This window comes from Ruminococcus sp. HUN007, from assembly GCF_000712055.1.
In the GTDB taxonomy this organism is placed as follows: domain Bacteria; phylum Bacillota; class Clostridia; order Oscillospirales; family Ruminococcaceae; genus HUN007.
This window is the reverse complement of the sequence record NZ_JOOA01000002.1, coordinates 2,141,123-2,159,700: the sequence shown is the minus strand read 5'-3', so window position 1 is coordinate 2,159,700 and position 18,578 is coordinate 2,141,123. Positions and strand designations below refer to the sequence as shown.

Below are 18,578 nucleotides of genomic sequence, written 5' to 3'. Positions count from 1 at the left end.
CTCCCTTATTTCTGTATATCCGGCGCGTTTTCGGTGATACAGGTGCGTCAAAACCACACCTGTATCTGCTTTACATCAAAAAACTCTGTACCGCCGTTTATTACCTTTTTCCCTGTAAATACGCACTTACGCTGTCCACTTCTTTATCTGTGATCACAACGTTTATCTTTTCACTGCTCATTTCTGAGTCTTTGTCCAGTTCAATAAAGATAGCCCAGCCTTTTTCCATAGGTGATACATTACGCTGTTTTAAACGTGTTATTTTTATTTTCTGACTATCGACATGAGTAATCTCATGGCCAAACTCCAGATATGGCTCCTTCAGAAGAACCATAACAAGATTATGATTTTCAAACCATTCCGCATCATAGTTTGCTTCATCATTAAGCCTTATCATTTTATCCTGATTCTGTTCAAGATATTCATTAAGCTCTTTCTCTGAAGTGAAAACCTCAGTCTGCGGACCGATGATATGATTACTTGCCGTACAGTAATTTACGCTGAACTCATATCCGTCGGCAGAAGGATCTTTCACTGGTTCTGACGGAGTTTTATCATCAAATGAAACGATCTTCTTTGAAAGATACTGTCTGAGTCTTGCAAGGTCAGCAACAGTTATTTCAGAATCACTGTCTACATCTGCATTTTTCTTCTGACTGTCTGACAGCTCATTGTCTCCTAACAGTGCAAGTGAAAGCATAGTAAGATCACTTACGTCGATTATGCCATCGCCATTAAGATCTCCGGTGACAGATTCTAAAGGCGGAGCTACAACCGGCTCTGTTGGTTCTACTGTTGGTTTCGCCTGATGCCAAGGTGGTAAAGCAGTTACTTCAAGAACTTCATCAGCTTCGCAAAGTTTCTCAAGCTGTTCAGCATTCAGCGTAGTTTCTGTTTCAAGAAGGTAAATAAATTCATCATCAATCTGAAGATATTTAAACATAGTCTGATTAATGCTTCCAAAAGAATCTATACCGGCTGCATCAAAAATATCCTTTACATAGCTGGTACGCTCTTTATCAGTCACTGTTCCTAATTCTCCGGAAGCAGATTTTATCCTTACAGAGACTTCTATATTTTCTTCACCTTCTCTGATTTTGTCCAGAAGCAGCTTGTTTGCTATCTTTCCTTTGTATTTGCCTACTTCATCACCAACAGTTACAATCGCATAGTTTCTGGTGAGTGTTTCAGCAGCAGTGATCTGCTTAGAAGTCATTTCGCCTTTAATACAATGACTCATTTCATTTCTGACTATGGTAACATCTTTGCGATCGACACCAATTGTCTGGCACGCTTTATCCATTTCCTCATCAATTTTCTGAGTATAGTATTCCTGACGCTGTTTTTCAATTTCAGGATCAGTTATAGCACCGTTTTCATTTATCTGTTTTCTGAGCTTTCCTGTCATGGTTTTGGCTTCTTCAGCGCTTATTCCGCTTTTTTCAAGTGAAGCCTGATATTCATTCAGAAAATGAGCAGTATACACATCACTGACTCTGTATAATACGTAACATTCAACAGTTTCAGTATCTGTGACTTCATCAGTAGGAGCTCCGCCACCCCATTTTTCATCGATTTCGTATTCGCCTTCAGAAAGCCCAAGCTCTTCTGACATTTTTTCTGCATTTTCACGTGACGGCGGAGTAACGGTATAATACTGATTTTCCTCACCGTTTTTTCCGTACACAACAAGCGTAACCATAAAAGGTTTTGATTCACTTTTTTCCGTAGATATACCGGAGTTCTGTTTCTCATTAACATCAGTGTTGTTCTGTTCAGCTGCACCGGCAAAAGGTACTGCACAGACAGATGATAAAAGCAATGATGATAATAAAACAGCAGTTAAAGTTTTCTTTTTCATAAAAATACCGGTGATTCGTCATTTGTAGTGGGTAAGGCCTATCTTCAGGTACGCATTTATTCCACGATCCACTTGACAATGAGCCTCTGTCAGCATGATATTCTGTCCGCCGAGGCAGGCGCCGCCTAAAGGCTGTGCTGCCTGGCAAACAGCCTATCACACTGCCTTCTCATTATCAAGTGGCTTTCGCGGCATAAAAGCTCAGTTATACCAAAGCGAATGTTTTAATAGCATTATTAACAGCAGTGTCAATATCAAGCTTTCCGCAGTTCAGATATATCATTGTTTTGAAATACTCCATATTTCTAAAACCACGTGCTCTGCACTTAACATTTTGTATTATGCAGTTTACGCCTTCAAGAATAGCATTTGTATATCTGTAATCAAAGTAGTTAAGTATTTCAGTCCAGTGACTTTTAACGAGTTTGCAGAACCCTTTAATGTCATCAAGGCGTGAATGCATCATCCAGGAACATAGCTTTTTTAGTCTTGGTTCTGCACTTTGTCTATCTATGCACTGCTCATAAATATCCTGTAGTTCCACTCTGATAGCATATGCTCTTGCAGTCTTTAAATGCTTTGCAGACTTAAGGATTTTCTGTTTCCATTCGAGTTGTTTGTCTGTCAGATTGCCTTCGTTTTTCAGCCAAAGATATTTGCTTCCTTTAAGCTCTGACTCATACTTACTCTCTTTTTTCCGTACTTTATCAACTGCTTCATTAGCGTGTTTAATTACATGAAATTTGTCAGCTACTGTTTTGCTGTTTTTAAAGTTTTCAGTTATTCCTTTCTTGAATCCAAGGGACATATCACATGTAACAATATCTATATTGTCAGGAACTCCTTTGTGTTCCTTGAAGTCAGTTACAAACTTATCTACTGTTGTATGATCTTTTCCTTCTGTTGTATAGATTACTTTGCGTTCGTCCAGATCAACCATGACACTTATGTAGTTATGTCCTTTACGGCTTGTTTCATCAATTCCTAAGTTTCTGACTGATGAATAGTCTTCAAGCTTACGTGCGTCATCAACGTAATGCTTGATTACTCGCCAAAGTCTTTTATCGTTCACTTCCAGAAGCTTAGCAATTGATGATACGGACATATGTTTTGCATATTCCATCACCATAGCTTCAAACAGCAGCGTGAATCCTGAATTCTTTCTTGCCCACGGTACACGAGCTGTTGGACAATGGCCTTCTCCGTCACTTACTTTAGGCACTCTGGCGTGTATATATGTTTTGTACTGAAAGAAATTCAGATGTTGCCATGTTCTTTTTACGGTGTCGTGGGCGCTCTTCTCAATTGGTTTTCCATCTGCATCTACCCACTGCTTTCCATCATCAAAATAGAATATGAACCTTGCTCCTCGTTCAAAGTCTACGTCTATATGAAGTTCCATTTTCGATGAACCTTCTTTTTCTGGTTTAAGTTCTACCTTGGTGACTTTCCATGGATATTCGAGCTGAAGTGCTGCTGTGAATAAAGCTGTATTATCAAACAATTGTATGTACCTTCCTTTATTTACTGGTACTTTAAATGATACTCCATTATATGAATTTTAGCAAGTGGCTTTCATGGTCTACCCACTATAAACGACGAAAGGCCAAAATACCCCCTAAGATTTGTATTTATTCAGAATCACTCGAAGTCTGTAAAACTTCCTTTAAAGGCCTCTATAAATACAGTGTCTTCCCGCACAGATTTCTGACAGAAAAAATTCAAGTTTGTAACAACTTACAAAACGCGCACTAGTTAATTAGTGATATCGCTGTGGCTCAATTTTAAAATCATACATTATCATTTCTAAATGATTATTCTCCGTAGTCTTTACTTTAGATTATACTGTATTTTCACATTTATGACAACAGAAAAACGGAATCGGTTCTTCCTAAAATCATCCTGCAACAGCCGTCCGAAAGAAAATGAATGGTGAGCTGCCAAAGGCAGCTATTTGATAGTATCAGGCATCGCAATGCCTGATACCTTTTATATGCCGAAAAGGCGGAAATCTCTTCATCGGAGACTTCCGCCTTTGATTATTAACTTTTATTATACACCATTTGTCTAATTATAAGTTATGCTTTTATCTTAGAGAATCTACTTTCTTTGAAAGATACTGCTGAAGCCTTGCAAGGTCGGCAAGTGTCACCGCTCCGTCGCCGTCAACGTCAGCAGCTTTCTGCTGATCTTCTGTAAGTTCCTTATCACCTAAAAGTGCAAGTGAGAGTCCTGTAAGGTCTGTAACATCGATTGAACCATTAAGGTCAACATCACCAAAAATATTTATCAGGATGTCTGGCGTTGGTAAAAAATTCGGAGCAACCGTAATTTCAAGTAAATCTTTGCTATAACCTTTTTCAGTAATACACTCTTCTAACTGCTGTTTCGCCTGTTCTGATCCGACTTTTACTGCTACCTTACTATTCTCCGGATTTTCAAGATCAAGCTTATCACTTGCTTCACGTATATCGATATCATGATTGTTTCTCATTAGTTCAGTTACTTCATTCAGAAGTTCATAAACAAACTTATACGGTGCCCAGGGACCCGTCGGATTATTTATATCAAGTTCCGTACCGTTCCACTTATTTGCTGTATTTTCATCTGCATATATTACAGCTGCTGTCTGGAAAATCATCAGTGCAGCTGTTATACCTGAAATAATCAACGATCTCTTTTTCATAAGTAATTCACTCCTTGATACCATTTATGACTGACTTAATGTCTCGAAGGTTTGTAACTATCATTCATGTACCCTACAAAACTGTTATATTCTTCGAAATACAACAGCACTATCATTTGTTCCAAAGCATCTTTTAATGCATATTCACTGAGTTCATAAGTACTGCCGTCATCAGCTGAAAAAGTTTCTTTCTTAATGAATCTTCCAACCTGATCTTTGTCTGCTGTACAGAAACGCGTATAAATCACTCCATCAGATGTTTTCAGAATTAGCGGGAATTTCTCTATACTGATTTCAGATTCTGATAATGTCACAGAGTCTGAAATTTCTGTAATATCTGATACAGGATGACCTGTAACTACCTGCACCTGAACAACAGGATAGTTCGGATAGGCCTCTGTTTCTGAAATGTTTAGCGTATCAGGAACAGTTCCGACATCAGGTATATTCGATTCAACAGGTTCTGTATAACTATGGAGTATTGCTGCGGTTTCAGCGTTCTGAACAGCACTCTCATCTGAGCTTATTTCTGCTTCATGCGGAATTTTTGTTGTTTCATAAAAATCACTGTCCGGTTGTGTAACGCCGTTATTTCCGGTTGCTGTTATTTCTGTGTTTACAACTTCTGATTCGGTTAAATTAATGCCATCGGCAATTATATCCGGCTCATTTGTTTTTTCAGGAATTTCTTCAAACACCTTACTTTCTGTAAATGTCGTTGTAACCGTATAACTGTTACTTATTTCAGTTCTGTGAGGAGCTCCGGCAGAATTATAATAACTGACACCGGCACATATTGCGATAGCTGCAGCTGAAGCCGGTGCAATTATATATATCGGTTTTCTGCATTTATGTTCCGGTACATAGTTTTCTGCTTCTTCTATAAATTCATCGTCTATCTTGCCAAAAACTTCTCTTAGCTGTTCACCAGTCATTATACCCCCACCTTTCTTTTTAGATACTTTTTAAGCTGCTTTCTCAGTCTTGAAAGTGTGGCTCTGACATTTTCCTCAGTCATTGAAGAACGCTCCGCAATTTCAGCGATACTGTCAAAAAACCAGTATCTTCTGACGAGAATAAAACGCTTGTCTTTATTAAGAGAACGAAGAAATTCATTGAGCGCATTCAAGACCTCGGTCTCATCAAACTTTTCTTCAGTATCATTTTTTCCGTCAACACATTCACCAAGTTCATCAATGGAAAAACTCAAGTCTCTTTTTCTCTTGCTGCTGTTAAGGAACCTTAACCTGTTAAGTGAATGGTTACGAATTATTCTGAACAGAAATGAAGAAAGTATTTTCGGTCTTTCAGGCGGCATGAGGTTCCACGCTGTAAGATAAGTATCATTCAGACATTCTTCAGCATCTGAAATATCATTCAGAATAGACCTTGCCACATACAAACAACGTTCTCTGTATTTTTTATCCGTTTCAGCTATTGCATTTTCGGATCGTTCCCAGTAAAGTTCAATTATTTTTTCATCTTCCAGAGCCACTCACCTCCTTGTCAGCTCCTTTGAAGGCCTTCTAATAATAAAGTGTTCATTCAGAAACGTTTGTGACAATCAAATTTTAAGTTTGTATGATGTCACAAGTAATCCACTCGCTAATTGTGAATAATAACAACAAATAATAAAGCTCTCAGATGACGCTGGCTGCGTTTTCCGAGAGCTTTGCTGATTAAATTATATACCGCTATGAACGTTAAGTCAATAAAAATATGAATTTTCTGATTTTTTTGGACTTAACTGTAATGATCTCAGATATACTGAACAATACAGCAATCAGCGGGAGCAACGGATTTTGATTTACCGGTACTCCCGCTGGCTTTATTTATTCAGAGTAATCCATATAGATGAAGATTATTGTATTCATATCGCTTTATCAGCCTCAAAAATGTTCCACGTGGAACATTACAAATCAATCATCTGTTCCGTCAACCGGACTTTCAGTCGGTACTGCCATCTTATCCTTATTCGGCTGATTTTTGCTTGCTGCAATCTGCTCTTCAGTCGCTTCTCTGGCTCCGCTAAAACCGTTTTCTATTGCTTCCGGATCACGTTCAACTTTGCTGTAATCTGTTCCGTCAATCGGAACGGCTGTTGGTACCGGTGTTGGAATCGGCTGTTCCGGTTCAGGGAAAGTTTTAGGTTCCGGAGTTGTGTATTCTGTTATTCCAAACTGGTCATAGATCTTCTTTGCTTCTTCATCAGTAAGGCTTTCATTTAAGAACACATAATAATTGCCTTCTTCATTTCCGCATTTCAGTAAGAACATATCTTCACTGCTTATTCCGCTTACTGTTTTTTACTGACGCCATAAGTCCTGTTCTTTCGACTGTACTTTCAAAGAATGCATTCCGTGTTTTCTCATCCAGTGTACTTTCATCAAAAGTATGAACGCATCTCTTGGTATATGCTTTTCCACTAAGGGTTGCATAATCAAATGTGTGGTTCTCCCTGTTTATCGGCCAGATATAGTCATCTGGTATCTGTGGTCTGTCGATAGTAGTAGGAGTTGATGTTGGTGCAACTGTCGGTTCCGGTGTCGGTGCTGGAGATGAACCGGAATCAAGTGACTCTATCTTCTTTGAAAGATACTGCTGAAGTCTTGCGAGATCAGCGAGGGTAACAGCTCCGTCACCGTCAATATCTGCTGTTATCAACTGAGCATCAGAAAGAGTATTATCTCCGATAAGTGCAAGAGAAAGAAGCGTTAGATCTGTAGTATCAATGGTTTTGTTCCCGTCAAGGTCACCTTTGATATCTACTCTGGCACCATCTGGTACAAGTCCACGATATTCATTGAAGCTTATGATGTAATATTCAATCAAATCCGGATGTTCTTCTATTATGTCAAGATACTTATATACTTCTTCTTCCGTAGGATTTATAAATATTGCTTTACGAATATCATATCCGGAGTTTTTCGGATAAAACATTGCCGAACCAGGAACTAAAATATCATTTATATCAGCACTTTCTTCCGGAATAATCATAATGTACATTTTATCGTTGTACAATCCTTTATCGAGTTTGTTCCTGTAATACTGCGGCGAACCCAGTTGAGGCTGTGACGAGGTATCTACAGACGATGAATAAAAATGATAGGACATAGACTCAAAACACTCAAGTTCAGAATATGCTTTGAAATCTTCGGGAGGTGCGACAACATTGTACACGTCTTTCACAGAAGTGAAATCTATTCTGTGAGTTTCTTTTAGTTTTGGAAGATCCGTACCTGGTTTGACCGTAATGTCGCATGAGATTGTACCTTGTTCTCCGGTAATGCGATCAATAACCTGCCAGATATCTGTTCCATTATCCAGCAAATCTTTTATCTCAGGTTCTTTTAAAGCTTCGGCTGAAACAGTAGAAACAGACCAAGCTGATACTATGAGTGATGATAACAGTAAAGCACAGATCTTTTTTGTTTTTTTCATAGAGAACATCCTTTCATAAAATTTAAAATGTGTGTTCGGATTTGATTATGATTATGTTTTAAAGAACTATTACATAATTTTAATGAATCAAAGCTTTTTTACAATGAATCATTTAAACTATTTTTGTTCTCTGCTTATTATACACATTAAAGTCGGAATTATCTTATGGATATTCCGAAAGTTTGTTTATCATGTACATTTTCACGTTCTGTTAATGTTGATTTAGCCAACGAACTAATAGTTGGCTTTTATACTCTTTGAGCGTAATATTCTTCCGGAGTCAGATAGCTGTCAGAATATTCGCCATCTTTGCTATTCTGTATTTGTGGCTAGCCCGTGAACAGTAACCTTAACTGTAATAATCTCAGATATACTGAACAATACAGCAATCAGCGGGAGCAACGGATTTTGATTTACCGGTACTCCCGCTGCATTTATTCAGAGTAATTGATGAGTATTTCGATATTATTGAAACAACTTATCCTTCTGTCGGTACGGCTTTTGATGCAGGAATCTAGGAAAACACTGATTTATTCATAAATCAGCGTGGGACTCCGGGGCGAAGCCCCGCAAATCCCACCTCCGGAAATCCGGCGAAGCCGGATTTCCGATTTAATCAGTGTTTCCCTAGTCCTTATCCGGCTGATTTTTGCTTACGGCAATCTGCTCTTCAGTCGCTTCTCTAGCTCCGCTAAAACCGTTTTCTATTGCTTCCGGATCACGTTCAACCTTACTGTAATCTGTTCCGTCATTCGGTACGGCTGTCGGTACAGGCATCTTATCCTTGTCCGGCTGATTTTTGCTTGCTGCAATCTGCTCTTCAGTCGCTTCTCTGGCTCCGCTAAAACCGTTTTCTATTGCTTCCGGATCACGTTCAACTTTGCTGTAATCTGATTCGTCATTCGGTACGGCTGTCGGTACAGGCATCTTATCCTTGTCCGGCTGATTTTTGCTTGCTGCAATCTGCTCTTCAGTCGCTTCTCTGGCTCCGCTAAAACCGTTTTCTATTGCTTCCGAATCACGTTCAACTTTGCTGTAATCTGATTCGTCATTCGGTACGGCTGTCGGTACTGCCATCTTATCCTTATCCGGCTGGTTTTTGCTTGCAGCAATCTGTTCTTCAGTTGCTTCTCTAGCTCCGCTAAAACCGTTTTCTATTGCTTCCGGATCACGTTCAACCTTACTGTAATCTGTTCCGTCATTCGGAGCGGCTGTAGGTGCCGGTGTTGGAATCGGCTGTTCCGGTTCAGGGAAAGTTTTAGGTTCCGGAGTTGTGTATTCTGTTATTCCAAACTGGTCATAGATCTGCTTTGCTTCTTCTTCGGTAAGGCTTTCGTTTAAGAACACAAAGTATTTTCCTTCTTCAGTTCCGCATTTTACAAGGAACATATTATCACTGCTTATTCCTTTTACGGTGCTTGCAAATTCCATGACGCCTCCGTTATTACTGCGAACAAACGGATTCACTTTTTTCTCATCAAACTGAGTTTCATCAAAGACGTGAACACATCTCTTGGTGTATGTATTTTCTTTATACGTTGCATAGTCATAAGTGTTGTCTTCTCTGTTCACCGGCATAATATAACCTTCCGGGAACGGTTCTCTTTCGATCTGCTTATTCGAAAAGCTTCTTTTTACGCCGATCATATTTGCCGAACCTTCCGGAACTTTCTTCGCACAGTACGCTCCGAAATTAGCCAGATCACTGATATTAAGAGCGGCATCCATATTTGTATCGGCACATATTTTCTGGCTGTCTTCCAGTTCGACATCTCCTAAAAGCCAGAGTGAGCAAAGTGTTAAGTCTGTCACATCTATTACTTCAGAACCATCGATATCTCCTATAAGAATCATCGTTCCCTCAGGCATATTCTTACTGATCTGATCAAGTGTTTCGGATTTTGCGCTGACTACTGCAGATGTCATAAATGATGCGCAGGCGATAATGCTACACATTGCTGCTATTGCTTTTTTCATATAAATCATCCTTTCTCAAATAATTATCCTGATATTCGTTATTCTAATTAAATTTAGTTATTCCTAAAGTTTTAAAAATCTTGTCTTCCTCTTCAGCAGAAAGACTGTCATTTAAGAACACATAATATTTGCCTTCGGTTGCACCGCATTTTAGCAGGAATATTTCATCACTGCTAAACTCATTCACAGTTTTTGCAATTGCCCTGCATCCTGATCCGGTCGATACATCTTCAATAAAAAAACGGAAGTACGATATTTTCACCTATATGATCTTCTGAAAAAATATAAACACAGCGTTTACTGTATGATTTTTCAGATAATACAGCATGATCATAACTGTTATTTTCTCTGTTGACCGGCAATACAGGATCTGGTGACGACGGTTCAGGTGGTAATGTCAAGATTTCTCCACCACCTACCGATGTCGGTCTTTGCGGTACAGTAACTGCCGTTTCCGGCATCGGAGTCGGCATTGGCGTTGGTCTTTCCGGCACAGTTACCGGAGGATCCGGTGACGGAACGGGTCGTGGGGGCGGAATTTGTTCCGGATGCGGCTCTTCGGTTACAGGTGTTTCTTCGACAGCTGTTTCGGTAACGACAGATGTATCCGCAGCAGGCGATGCTTCAGTAATAAGATATGATTCTGTCACCGAATGCGGTTCTGTTACCGGATAAACTTCTGTGCGGCGGGGTGCAGAAGGTGTTGGTGACGAAGGTGATGCTGTTTTCTGATTGGCTTCTGTCGCTTCATCGGTAACTGAATCAGAAGTATCTGAAGACTTTGATGTTTCCGGAATGGACGGTTCTGTAAAAGGTGCTGGTACGGTACCGGCAGATACATCTGAAACAGCATCTGTACCTGATGTTCCGGCTGTCGTAGCTTCGGTTGTTACCACCGTCTGCACGCTGTTATCCACTTCAAAATCATGCGGATCACTGGTGTATCCCGGCAGATTATTTACAACTGCGATGGCCGCTGCCGATGCGGCGAAAGCGGAAACTATCAGTACGATATGACCTTTTCCTTCTTTTTTATACTCCGCCGCCTCTTCGATAAGATCATCATCGACCATCGAGACAGCATCGATAAGATCATCTCCTGTCATACCTTAACACCTCTTTTCGTCAGATACTCCTTAAGCTGTTTCCGCATTCTTGACAGGATCTTTCTGATATTGTCTTCGCTAAGTCCTGTAAGGTCGGATATCTGTTCAAAGGAATCAAAGAAGAAATAACGTCTTAGAAAAACAACTCTTTTTTCCTTGCTGTGTTTTCTGAGGAAATCACTTATAAGCCCCGCAAGCTCCTTTAAATCAGATGTGTCTTCCACATCAAATGTGCCGACCGCGCTTTCGGATATCTCATCGATCGGAACCTGTGCGCTTTTCTTTCGCTTATCCGCCGTATAGTAGCGGAAGCGTTTAAGTGCAATGTTCTTTGTGATCTTTGCGAGAAATGCCGAAAGGTGAGACGGCCTTTCAGGAGGCATGCTGTTCCAAGCTGCAAGATACGTATCATTAAGACATTCTTCTGAATCGGAAATATCGTTTAGGATATTCCTTGCGATATACATACAGTGTTCCCTGTATTTTTTATCGGTTTCCGTAATGGCAGATTCAGAACGGAGCCAGTAGAGCTCGATTATCTTTTCATCTTCCATGTCCTGCAGTTTCACCTCTCTGTTATTCCGGATATAAAGAGAAATGCCCAAAAGCCTGTTCTGATTTTCAGAATCTTCAAAGCTTCTAAATGTCCCTTCATATACTAAGTACCCTTACGCATTTCGTTTGTGACACTATTTTTTAAGTTTGTAGAAAGTTATAAAACAAGCATTGCCAGTTTGTTTTATTTTCACAAAAGGTACCGAACGTCAGTTTCAAATGATGCCCGATACCTTTTATTTTAAAGTGTTTATTAGTCTTCTGTAATTGTTATCTTAAATTATACTATATTCTCACGTTTATGACAACAGCAAAACAAAATAGTTTTTTTTGCAAATATCGCCATGTTGCAGCCGCCCGAATGAAAATGTGGCGTCTCCGGCGCAATTTTACAAACCGAGCTGACCAGCTCGGTTTTTCTATAGCAGTCTTCGGCCCGCAGGGGTGAAGACTACCATTATACAGAAGCAAACGGGAGCACCGGATTTTTTACCGGTACTCCCGCTGTTTTTATTTATTCAGAGTAATCCTTAAGGATGAAAATTGCTGAATATCAGAATGATGTTATCTTCTTTGAAAGATACTGCTGAAGTCTTGCAAGGTCTGCAAGTGTAACTGCACCATCAGCGTCAACATCGGCTGCCTTCTGCTGATCATCTGTATTGAATTAATTATCGTGAACGTAAAATTCTTTTTTTGCGTTCACTATAATATTTATTTCTGTGTAGGATCATTAACAATGCCGATGAAGACTGGTGTGCCGGCAGCGTCTGATATGAAGTAGATAAACGGTCTGTCTGCATTGAATTCATATTGCGGACACGCACATTCATCACAGTTGATCAGTGTGTAGGCTGCTGCTTCGCATCCGTTTTCACTTACATCAATAACTGCCTCATGAACAAATTCGTCAACAGGAGCAGATGTCTGATTTCCTAAAAGAGGTCCGAGGTCTGCTTTGTCAAATATACTTGTAACTCCAATATCAGTTAAAGTATCGATAATGTTAAACTTCGATTTTGATGAAAACTTCGGTACTGAAGCAGTAACATCATACTCACTTCTGTCTTTTCTTTCAAAGATCCTCTGCATTACAGTTTCATCTGAAACAAGATCTGCGACAGTCTTTCCTTCTGCCGGAAGAACAAAATTCATTTCATATCCGTTAATAAAACTCTTGATGTATGTCGCAAAATCTTCATCCAGAGCAATATCCGCACGGTCATAACCCTTCATGAACTGACACTCTATGTCGCTGTCAGCACCTTTGAATATTCCGGTTTCCGTATCCGTAAATTTCATATTCCAGCTGTCCTTAAAAATTACCGTGTTAATTATCTTAAGAACGGCTTCCGTACTCGGAAGTATTTCCGGTTCAAATTTTCCGGCTGTGTTGTCACTTATCCATTTCGTGATCTCCTTACAGTCATTCTGTGAACTAAGATCTCGCAGGAATGATGCTGCATAGTATTTATCCGCAAGATTTTTTATAGCGTCTTCCGCCGGGGTAAAACGACGGTCTATCCATATGGAATTGTTTATCTTACAGTAGCTGTCATTATCAAAATAAAGAGAATCGAATACATTCTTATTGATAGCTGCAAGTTCTTCCTTATCGGAAACTTCAAGCAGACCAAGAAGTTCATCAAGGCTTTCGCCATCACAGCATTCAGCCAGCATTGATGTCGCCATGTAGATGCTTATCGGTGAATAAACTCTGTTGACGCCTTCATTCTCATCGTCCGTATTAAGCAGAATATCATCAGAGAAGCTTGCTGCAAACGCTGAATAACTGTCCGCTTTCTTCCTGTCAGCAACTATACGCGATGTCCTGTATACCGGCAGAGCAAGTGCCTCTTTGCTTGCTGTATTCGGAACATCATTTAACACAGTATCCAGTGTATCGATCTTTTTTGAAAGATACTGACGCAGTTTTGCAAGGTCAGTGAGTTTTACCTCTCCGTCATTATCTACGTCCGCACTCTTTTTCTGAAAACCTGAAAGTTCAATATCTCCGATGAGATACAGTGAGAGACATGAAACATCTGTCACATCAATTACCCCATCCGCTGTGACATCACCTTTAACAAATTCAGCCGGTAATGGCATAGGAGGAGTATCTGTTCCATCTGCAGTATAAAGAGTTTCCGTCAGTACATAGTGCGGATTCATGGCTGCTAAAGCATTAACCATAAATCTTAGTTCAAACTGTTCTCCGCTCTGTTTAAGTTTCATAAAATCTTCATAATATTCAGGTGATGTTGTTTTATTTCTGAAAATGAACCAGTGATTGTAGAATTCATCTCCTGAAGACTGATAAGAAACGTTTTCAAGGCAAAACTGCGGATAGCTTTCTATAAATTCTTCAGTTTCCATTTCAGTTGAAACATACAGATACTTAAGATTAAAACCTGCTTCAGTAACATCACGTCTGTTTTCTATGCTGAGAACATTACTGTCATTTTTAAGCATATCAAGGACAGCAGTCTCATATTCTTCACCTGCAATGTAAAACCTGTATTCATCACTGTCATCATATTTATAGAATGTGACCTTGTATTTATCAGACGCACCGATCTTTTCATTGATTTCCTTTACAGGAGGCTCCGTTCCTTCACGCATTTTAACAACTGAATACAGTGCTGAATTCGGATTTGCAACCTGTCCGATCTCAAAATAGTGAGTGTCACCGGACGGAGTAACTGCAAAAGCTTTTCTGCCATTGTTTATCTTGTACACAAATGCATCCGGCTCAAAACCCGCAATGAAATCATCCATTGTCGTGCCTTCAATATGCTTAGGTGCTCCGACAGGATAATCCCACTGTTCTATTCCGGCAGTAAAAGCTACACTGTTATCTGCAGCACATGCATAAGGTACGGTACAGAATAGTGACGATACCATCGCCAGGGATAATAATGCTGCTGTTATACGCTTTCTCATGTTTTATCATCCTTTCGGTCAAAATCTGTTTTCACCGGTCCGCCCGGAGCATACGTCAGCGTGCAGACCGGCGATCTATTAAATAAGAACCATACAAAAATCACTCAACCCTGTCAGGCAGAGCTTTGATTTGTTTCTATATATTATACACACGAACACTCAGATTATCTCCGTAAATTTTTAAATTTTTCTGAGTAACATTAAAGTTTGTGAATAGTGTATATTTCTCGCCTTCAGTATTTGTACATATATACGTTACACTCTATTACAATATTTCGACCTGAATTCCTATACGTATTGTCATGGTGGTCTGCCGGAGGCAGACTATAGATAGTGCCGGACATTCCGCGGAATGTCCGGCACCTTTATTATTGATGTTGTCGCATCTGCAAAGCATCTCTCACGGATACGATATCTGATTGATCCAAATTTGATATTTTGATTTGAATCAATATTTAGCTAAAGTAAAACTGCTCCAGAACGACTCAGTTAAAACACTCTTATCAGCATAAACATTAACCAGAACACCTTCATAATTAAACATAACATATACTTTGCTATTATCTTTTAGTTCTGATATCATTGCACCAACTTTTTTATCATTTGCAAGGCATATCTCAGATTCATATATTTTCTGATAGGACTCATAGTTTGCGTAATTATCAGGATTTGGTGCATCCGGAGCAATCATTTTCAGAACTTCATAATATGTTTTCGCTGAACTGAGGTCAGGGTTTTCAATAACACCAGGATAGGCAATTCTTACACTAACATCGTTATCGCTCGCCTTGCAATGATACCATATCCACGGTAATTTATACAGATCTGTTGTCATTAATGCGATATTTGATACATCTACATCTTCATCAATGGCAGGAACATAAAGATCAACAGTATTATTCTTAAATGCAGCTATGGTCTTGTCAAATAATTCCCCATTATTATCTGTACCAAATACTTTAGAAGAATCCTGTTCTGTTAATGCTTCATAAAGATCATCGTATGAGTCAAACAAAAAAGTATTAGATGCCGGTGGCTCATCTAGTGACAGTATAACCTTTGAAAGATACTGTCGTAGTCTTGCAAGGTCAGCGAGAGTTATTTCGCTGTCACCGTCCACGTCAGCTGCCTTCTTCTGACTGCCTTCAAGGTCAGTATCGCCAACAAGGAAAAGCGATAAGGTTGAAAGGTCGGACAAGTCAATTATTCCGTCAGAGTAAATGTCTCCTAACATAACAGTATTGGATGTATCAGCTGCGTTATAAATCAGTTCTGAACTTGTTGCAAACTGCTGACGCCCATATTCTGTAGCGATAAGAACGTCATATCTGAACGGAACATTATTATCATGAAGTTTCTTTATTGAACTGTAGAACGAAGGATATGTCTCGGTATCTTTTCTTACCTTGCATGAAAATACATAACTCCAGTCTTCCGGAGCATCACACCAGTCTTTATCTGATTCACGAAGCGCACGTCCGTTTTCAAGTAAAAGACCCGGATATTCCTCATAAACCTCATCGATGGAAAGATCAGTTTTTATACAGAAATTTGTAAGCGCAGATTCACATTCAAGAATATTCTGACATTCCTCTATTTTCACCACATTACTGTCATGTTTTAAAAGATCATAAACAGTATCTTTATATTCTTTATCAAGTACGAAAAATCCGTATTCATCGCTGTCATCTATTCTGTAGAACTTAACTTCGTAGTTATCTGATGCACCGATTTTCTCATTGATCTCTTTAACAGGTGGTTCCGTTCCTTCAGCCATTGTTACTATGGAGTATTTTGAGCCTTTAGTATAGTAACTGTGACGTTCGTCCGGTGTAAATGCGAGGAAGCCATCTCCGTAAGCACCCTGACAGTCTATAACTACCGTTCCGGATTTTAGAGATTCTATAACATCCTCAACTGTCCCGGATATTCTTTTACGTGTTCCGCTGTATTCTTGCCAGGACTCTATTCCTGGTGTTAAATCACTTTCGACTGCAGATACACAGGTTAAGGACGACACCGAACTTCCAAGTAATGCTGCAGTTAAAACTGCACTTATAATTCTTTTTTTCATCGAAATTCCTCCCTATCCTCACTCTGATAAAAGCATAATTATCAAAGCAAACTTTACGACTAATTTACCAAAGGTTTATCCCCTTCTGTTTATTATACACACGAACACTCAGATTATCTCCGTAAATTTTTAAATTTTTCTGAGTAACATTAAAGTTTGTGAATAGTGTATATTCCTCGCCTTCAGTATTTGTACATATATACGTTACACTCTATTACAATATTTCGACCTGAATTCCTATACGTATTGTCATGGTGGTCTGCCGAAGGCAGACAAATTTAATGCCGGACATTCCGCGGATTGTCCGGCACCTTTTCATCACCACTCCGGCGTTATACTTTCGATAACACATTCATGGTGCTTGTCTTTATTATAATTTATCCCCACAAGCAGGATCTCATTTTTATATCCTTTAAGGGCTCCGCTGTAGCGTTTTTCCTTTATCTGATTTATCGCTGCATCTGCGTCCTTATCGTATTTCAGCTCTATTATCATCGCAGGTTTGTTTCCGGCTTCTGCACGAGGAATCATTACTATGTCTGCAAAACCTTTGCCGGATGGTAATTCTCTGATGACCTGATAATATGCCGGTGCTGTAAAGTATGCCATTGTTATTGCACAGCTCATGGCGTTTTCATCATTGTACTTCAGTATCGATGAATAGGTCTCATGAGCAATTTCTATGATCTCGGCTACTTTATCTGCTTCTCCGTCAATTGTCGCCCAAAGAAGATCTTCACATCTCGAAAGTGTATCAGCAATATCTTTCCATGATCCTGTCTCCAGAGCCGACTGGAATGCAGTCTTTACTTCATAATTTGGTATAAACGCTTTTCCTCTTTCGGCGTCATATCCAAGATATCCGAGATGGATAAGTGCCGTAAGAGCATCATCTTTTGAATTTATCATGGAAAGATCATTTTGGAATTTAGTCACATTTACACGGACTTTCTGATCATTTAGCATTGCAATAACTGCTTCCTTAAGTCCGTCGAAGTTCAGTGTTATGAATGTGTTGATGCTTTCAAATGAAGATGTGTTTTTCCAGTATGATTCAAGACTGTGCCATTTTACTGCAGATACTACTGAATTCGGATTGTACATATGTTTTCCGTTTATAAGATATCCGTTATACCATGCTTTTACTGATTCCGATGACATATCATACCTTTCACAGAGATCATCCACTTCTTTCTCTGTAAATCCGTAATATTCCGTGATATCTCTTGAACTAATCATAGTGTATTCCATAAAATTATTAAGTGCCGATTCGTTCTTTATCTTCTTTATCGGCATAATACCGGTTATATATCCAAAGCCGAGAAATGACTTTGATTCTTCGCTTTTAAAAAGTGCATGAAGAAATTTCATATATTTGTGTACAAGTTCAGGAGAATCGGAATAATTCCTTATTATGCAGTCCCACTCATCGATTATTATAACAAACTTTATACCATACGGCATTTCATCACTTACTGTTTTAAGATAAACATTATTCAATACTGAAGCTGTAGATGCACTGTAATCAACATCCGGATAAACGGCTTTTATTTCAGCAAACAGATGTTCCTTTATTTTTTCAATAATGTTTTCCTTGTAATCATCCTCAAATGAAGATATATCAAGATGTATTGTATTATACTTATTCAGATGTGTTTCAAAATTTTCTGATTTTGATATTTCAAGATTTGAAAACAGTTCCTTTGAATCACATCCGCGGCTGTAATAGGATTTCAGCATACGTGCCGCCTGCGATTTTCCGAAACGGCGGGCATGGCTTACTGAAATGCAGTTTTTTTCTTCATTAAGAAGTTTGTTTGTTACGTTTATAAGTCCGGTTTTGTCGATATATATTTCACTTTTAGCATCCTTGCGAAAAGCTTCATTTCCCGGATTAAAATAGATTCCCATTTTTTCATTCTCCCTTCTGTCTGA

Annotated in this window: 13 protein-coding genes; all 13 read right to left on the bottom strand. The window is 39.2% G+C overall.

Going from position 1 to position 18,578, the window contains the following annotated elements:
* Positions 1 to 100: 100 nt before the first annotated feature.
* The 13 genes from CC97_RS13630 to CC97_RS13565 all read right to left on the bottom strand — a co-directional run bounded on the left by CC97_RS13630 (position 101) and on the right by CC97_RS13565 (position 18,554).
* Complete coding sequence (locus CC97_RS13630) at positions 101 to 1,861, bottom strand: dockerin type I repeat-containing protein (protein WP_044975526.1); 1,761 nt, start codon at positions 1,859 to 1,861, stop codon at positions 101 to 103.
* A gap of 205 nt (positions 1,862 to 2,066) precedes the next feature.
* Positions 2,067 to 3,365 (bottom strand): ISL3 family transposase, encoded by a 1,299-nt coding sequence (locus tag CC97_RS13625; protein ID WP_081850056.1) that lies wholly within the window; start codon positions 3,363 to 3,365, stop codon positions 2,067 to 2,069.
* A gap of 582 nt (positions 3,366 to 3,947) precedes the next feature.
* The gene (locus CC97_RS13620) at positions 3,948 to 4,547 is read right to left on the bottom strand and encodes a dockerin type I repeat-containing protein (protein ID WP_044975525.1); all 600 of its coding nucleotides are present in this window, start codon (positions 4,545 to 4,547) and stop codon (positions 3,948 to 3,950) included.
* Between the two features lie 35 nt (positions 4,548 to 4,582).
* On the bottom strand, positions 4,583 to 5,482 hold the full coding sequence (locus CC97_RS13615) for a hypothetical protein (protein WP_044975523.1): 900 nt from the start codon (positions 5,480 to 5,482) through the stop codon (positions 4,583 to 4,585).
* Positions 5,482 to 6,042 carry a sigma-70 family RNA polymerase sigma factor gene (locus CC97_RS13610; protein WP_156036914.1) on the bottom strand — a complete coding sequence of 187 codons (561 nt, stop codon included), beginning with the start codon at positions 6,040 to 6,042 and terminating at the stop codon, positions 5,482 to 5,484. The genes CC97_RS13615 and CC97_RS13610 overlap by 1 nt, the downstream gene beginning before the upstream one ends.
* Positions 6,043 to 6,466: 424 nt before the next feature.
* Positions 6,467 to 6,823 (bottom strand): hypothetical protein, encoded by a 357-nt coding sequence (locus tag CC97_RS13605; RefSeq protein WP_044975521.1) that lies wholly within the window; start codon positions 6,821 to 6,823, stop codon positions 6,467 to 6,469.
* A 4-nt stretch (positions 6,824 to 6,827) separates the two neighbouring features.
* Positions 6,828 to 7,988 carry a dockerin type I repeat-containing protein gene (locus tag CC97_RS13600; protein ID WP_044975520.1) on the bottom strand — a complete coding sequence of 387 codons (1,161 nt, stop codon included), beginning with the start codon at positions 7,986 to 7,988 and terminating at the stop codon, positions 6,828 to 6,830.
* A 627-nt stretch (positions 7,989 to 8,615) separates the two neighbouring features.
* Entirely contained in the window at positions 8,616 to 9,965 is a 1,350-nt protein-coding gene (locus tag CC97_RS13595) for a dockerin type I repeat-containing protein (RefSeq protein ID WP_044975518.1), read from the bottom strand.
* Positions 9,966 to 10,195: 230 nt separating this feature from the next.
* Positions 10,196 to 11,071, bottom strand: coding sequence for a hypothetical protein (locus tag CC97_RS13585; protein ID WP_044975515.1), 876 nt, complete (start codon positions 11,069 to 11,071; stop codon positions 10,196 to 10,198).
* A complete protein-coding gene (locus CC97_RS13580) occupies positions 11,068 to 11,640 on the bottom strand; it encodes a sigma-70 family RNA polymerase sigma factor (protein WP_049962913.1) in 573 nt (190 codons plus the stop codon). Before CC97_RS13580 ends, CC97_RS13585 begins: the two co-directional genes overlap by 4 nt.
* A 700-nt stretch (positions 11,641 to 12,340) precedes the next feature.
* Positions 12,341 to 14,569, bottom strand: a complete 2,229-nt coding sequence (locus tag CC97_RS13575) for a serpin family protein (RefSeq protein WP_044975513.1) — start codon at positions 14,567 to 14,569, stop codon at positions 12,341 to 12,343.
* A gap of 448 nt (positions 14,570 to 15,017) precedes the next feature.
* Positions 15,018 to 16,643, bottom strand: coding sequence for a dockerin type I repeat-containing protein (locus CC97_RS13570; RefSeq protein WP_044975512.1), 1,626 nt, complete (start codon positions 16,641 to 16,643; stop codon positions 15,018 to 15,020).
* A gap of 318 nt (positions 16,644 to 16,961) precedes the next feature.
* Entirely contained in the window at positions 16,962 to 18,554 is a 1,593-nt protein-coding gene (locus CC97_RS13565; protein WP_044975510.1) for an AAA family ATPase, read from the bottom strand.
* Between the last annotated feature and the right edge of the window lie 24 nt (positions 18,555 to 18,578).

Excerpts from the sequence above, each read along its gene's own strand:
- CC97_RS13630 (WP_044975526.1), bottom strand. The coding sequence starts at position 1,861 with ATGAAAAAGAAAACTTTAACTGCTGTTTTATTATCATCATTGCTTTTA.
- CC97_RS13620 (WP_044975525.1), bottom strand. The coding sequence starts at position 4,547 with ATGAAAAAGAGATCGTTGATTATTTCAGGTATAACAGCTGCACTGATG.
- CC97_RS13615 (WP_044975523.1), bottom strand. The coding sequence starts at position 5,482 with ATGACTGGTGAACAGCTAAGAGAAGTTTTTGGCAAGATAGACGATGAA.
- CC97_RS13605 (WP_044975521.1), bottom strand. The coding sequence starts at position 6,823 with ATGTTCTTACTGAAATGCGGAAATGAAGAAGGCAATTATTATGTGTTC.
- CC97_RS13600 (WP_044975520.1), bottom strand. The coding sequence starts at position 7,988 with ATGAAAAAAACAAAAAAGATCTGTGCTTTACTGTTATCATCACTCATA.
- CC97_RS13595 (WP_044975518.1), bottom strand. The coding sequence starts at position 9,965 with ATGAAAAAAGCAATAGCAGCAATGTGTAGCATTATCGCCTGCGCATCA.
- CC97_RS13585 (WP_044975515.1), bottom strand. The coding sequence starts at position 11,071 with ATGACAGGAGATGATCTTATCGATGCTGTCTCGATGGTCGATGATGAT.
- CC97_RS13575 (WP_044975513.1), bottom strand. The coding sequence starts at position 14,569 with ATGAGAAAGCGTATAACAGCAGCATTATTATCCCTGGCGATGGTATCG.
- CC97_RS13570 (WP_044975512.1), bottom strand. The coding sequence starts at position 16,643 with ATGAAAAAAAGAATTATAAGTGCAGTTTTAACTGCAGCATTACTTGGA.
- CC97_RS13565 (WP_044975510.1), bottom strand. The coding sequence starts at position 18,554 with ATGGGAATCTATTTTAATCCGGGAAATGAAGCTTTTCGCAAGGATGCT.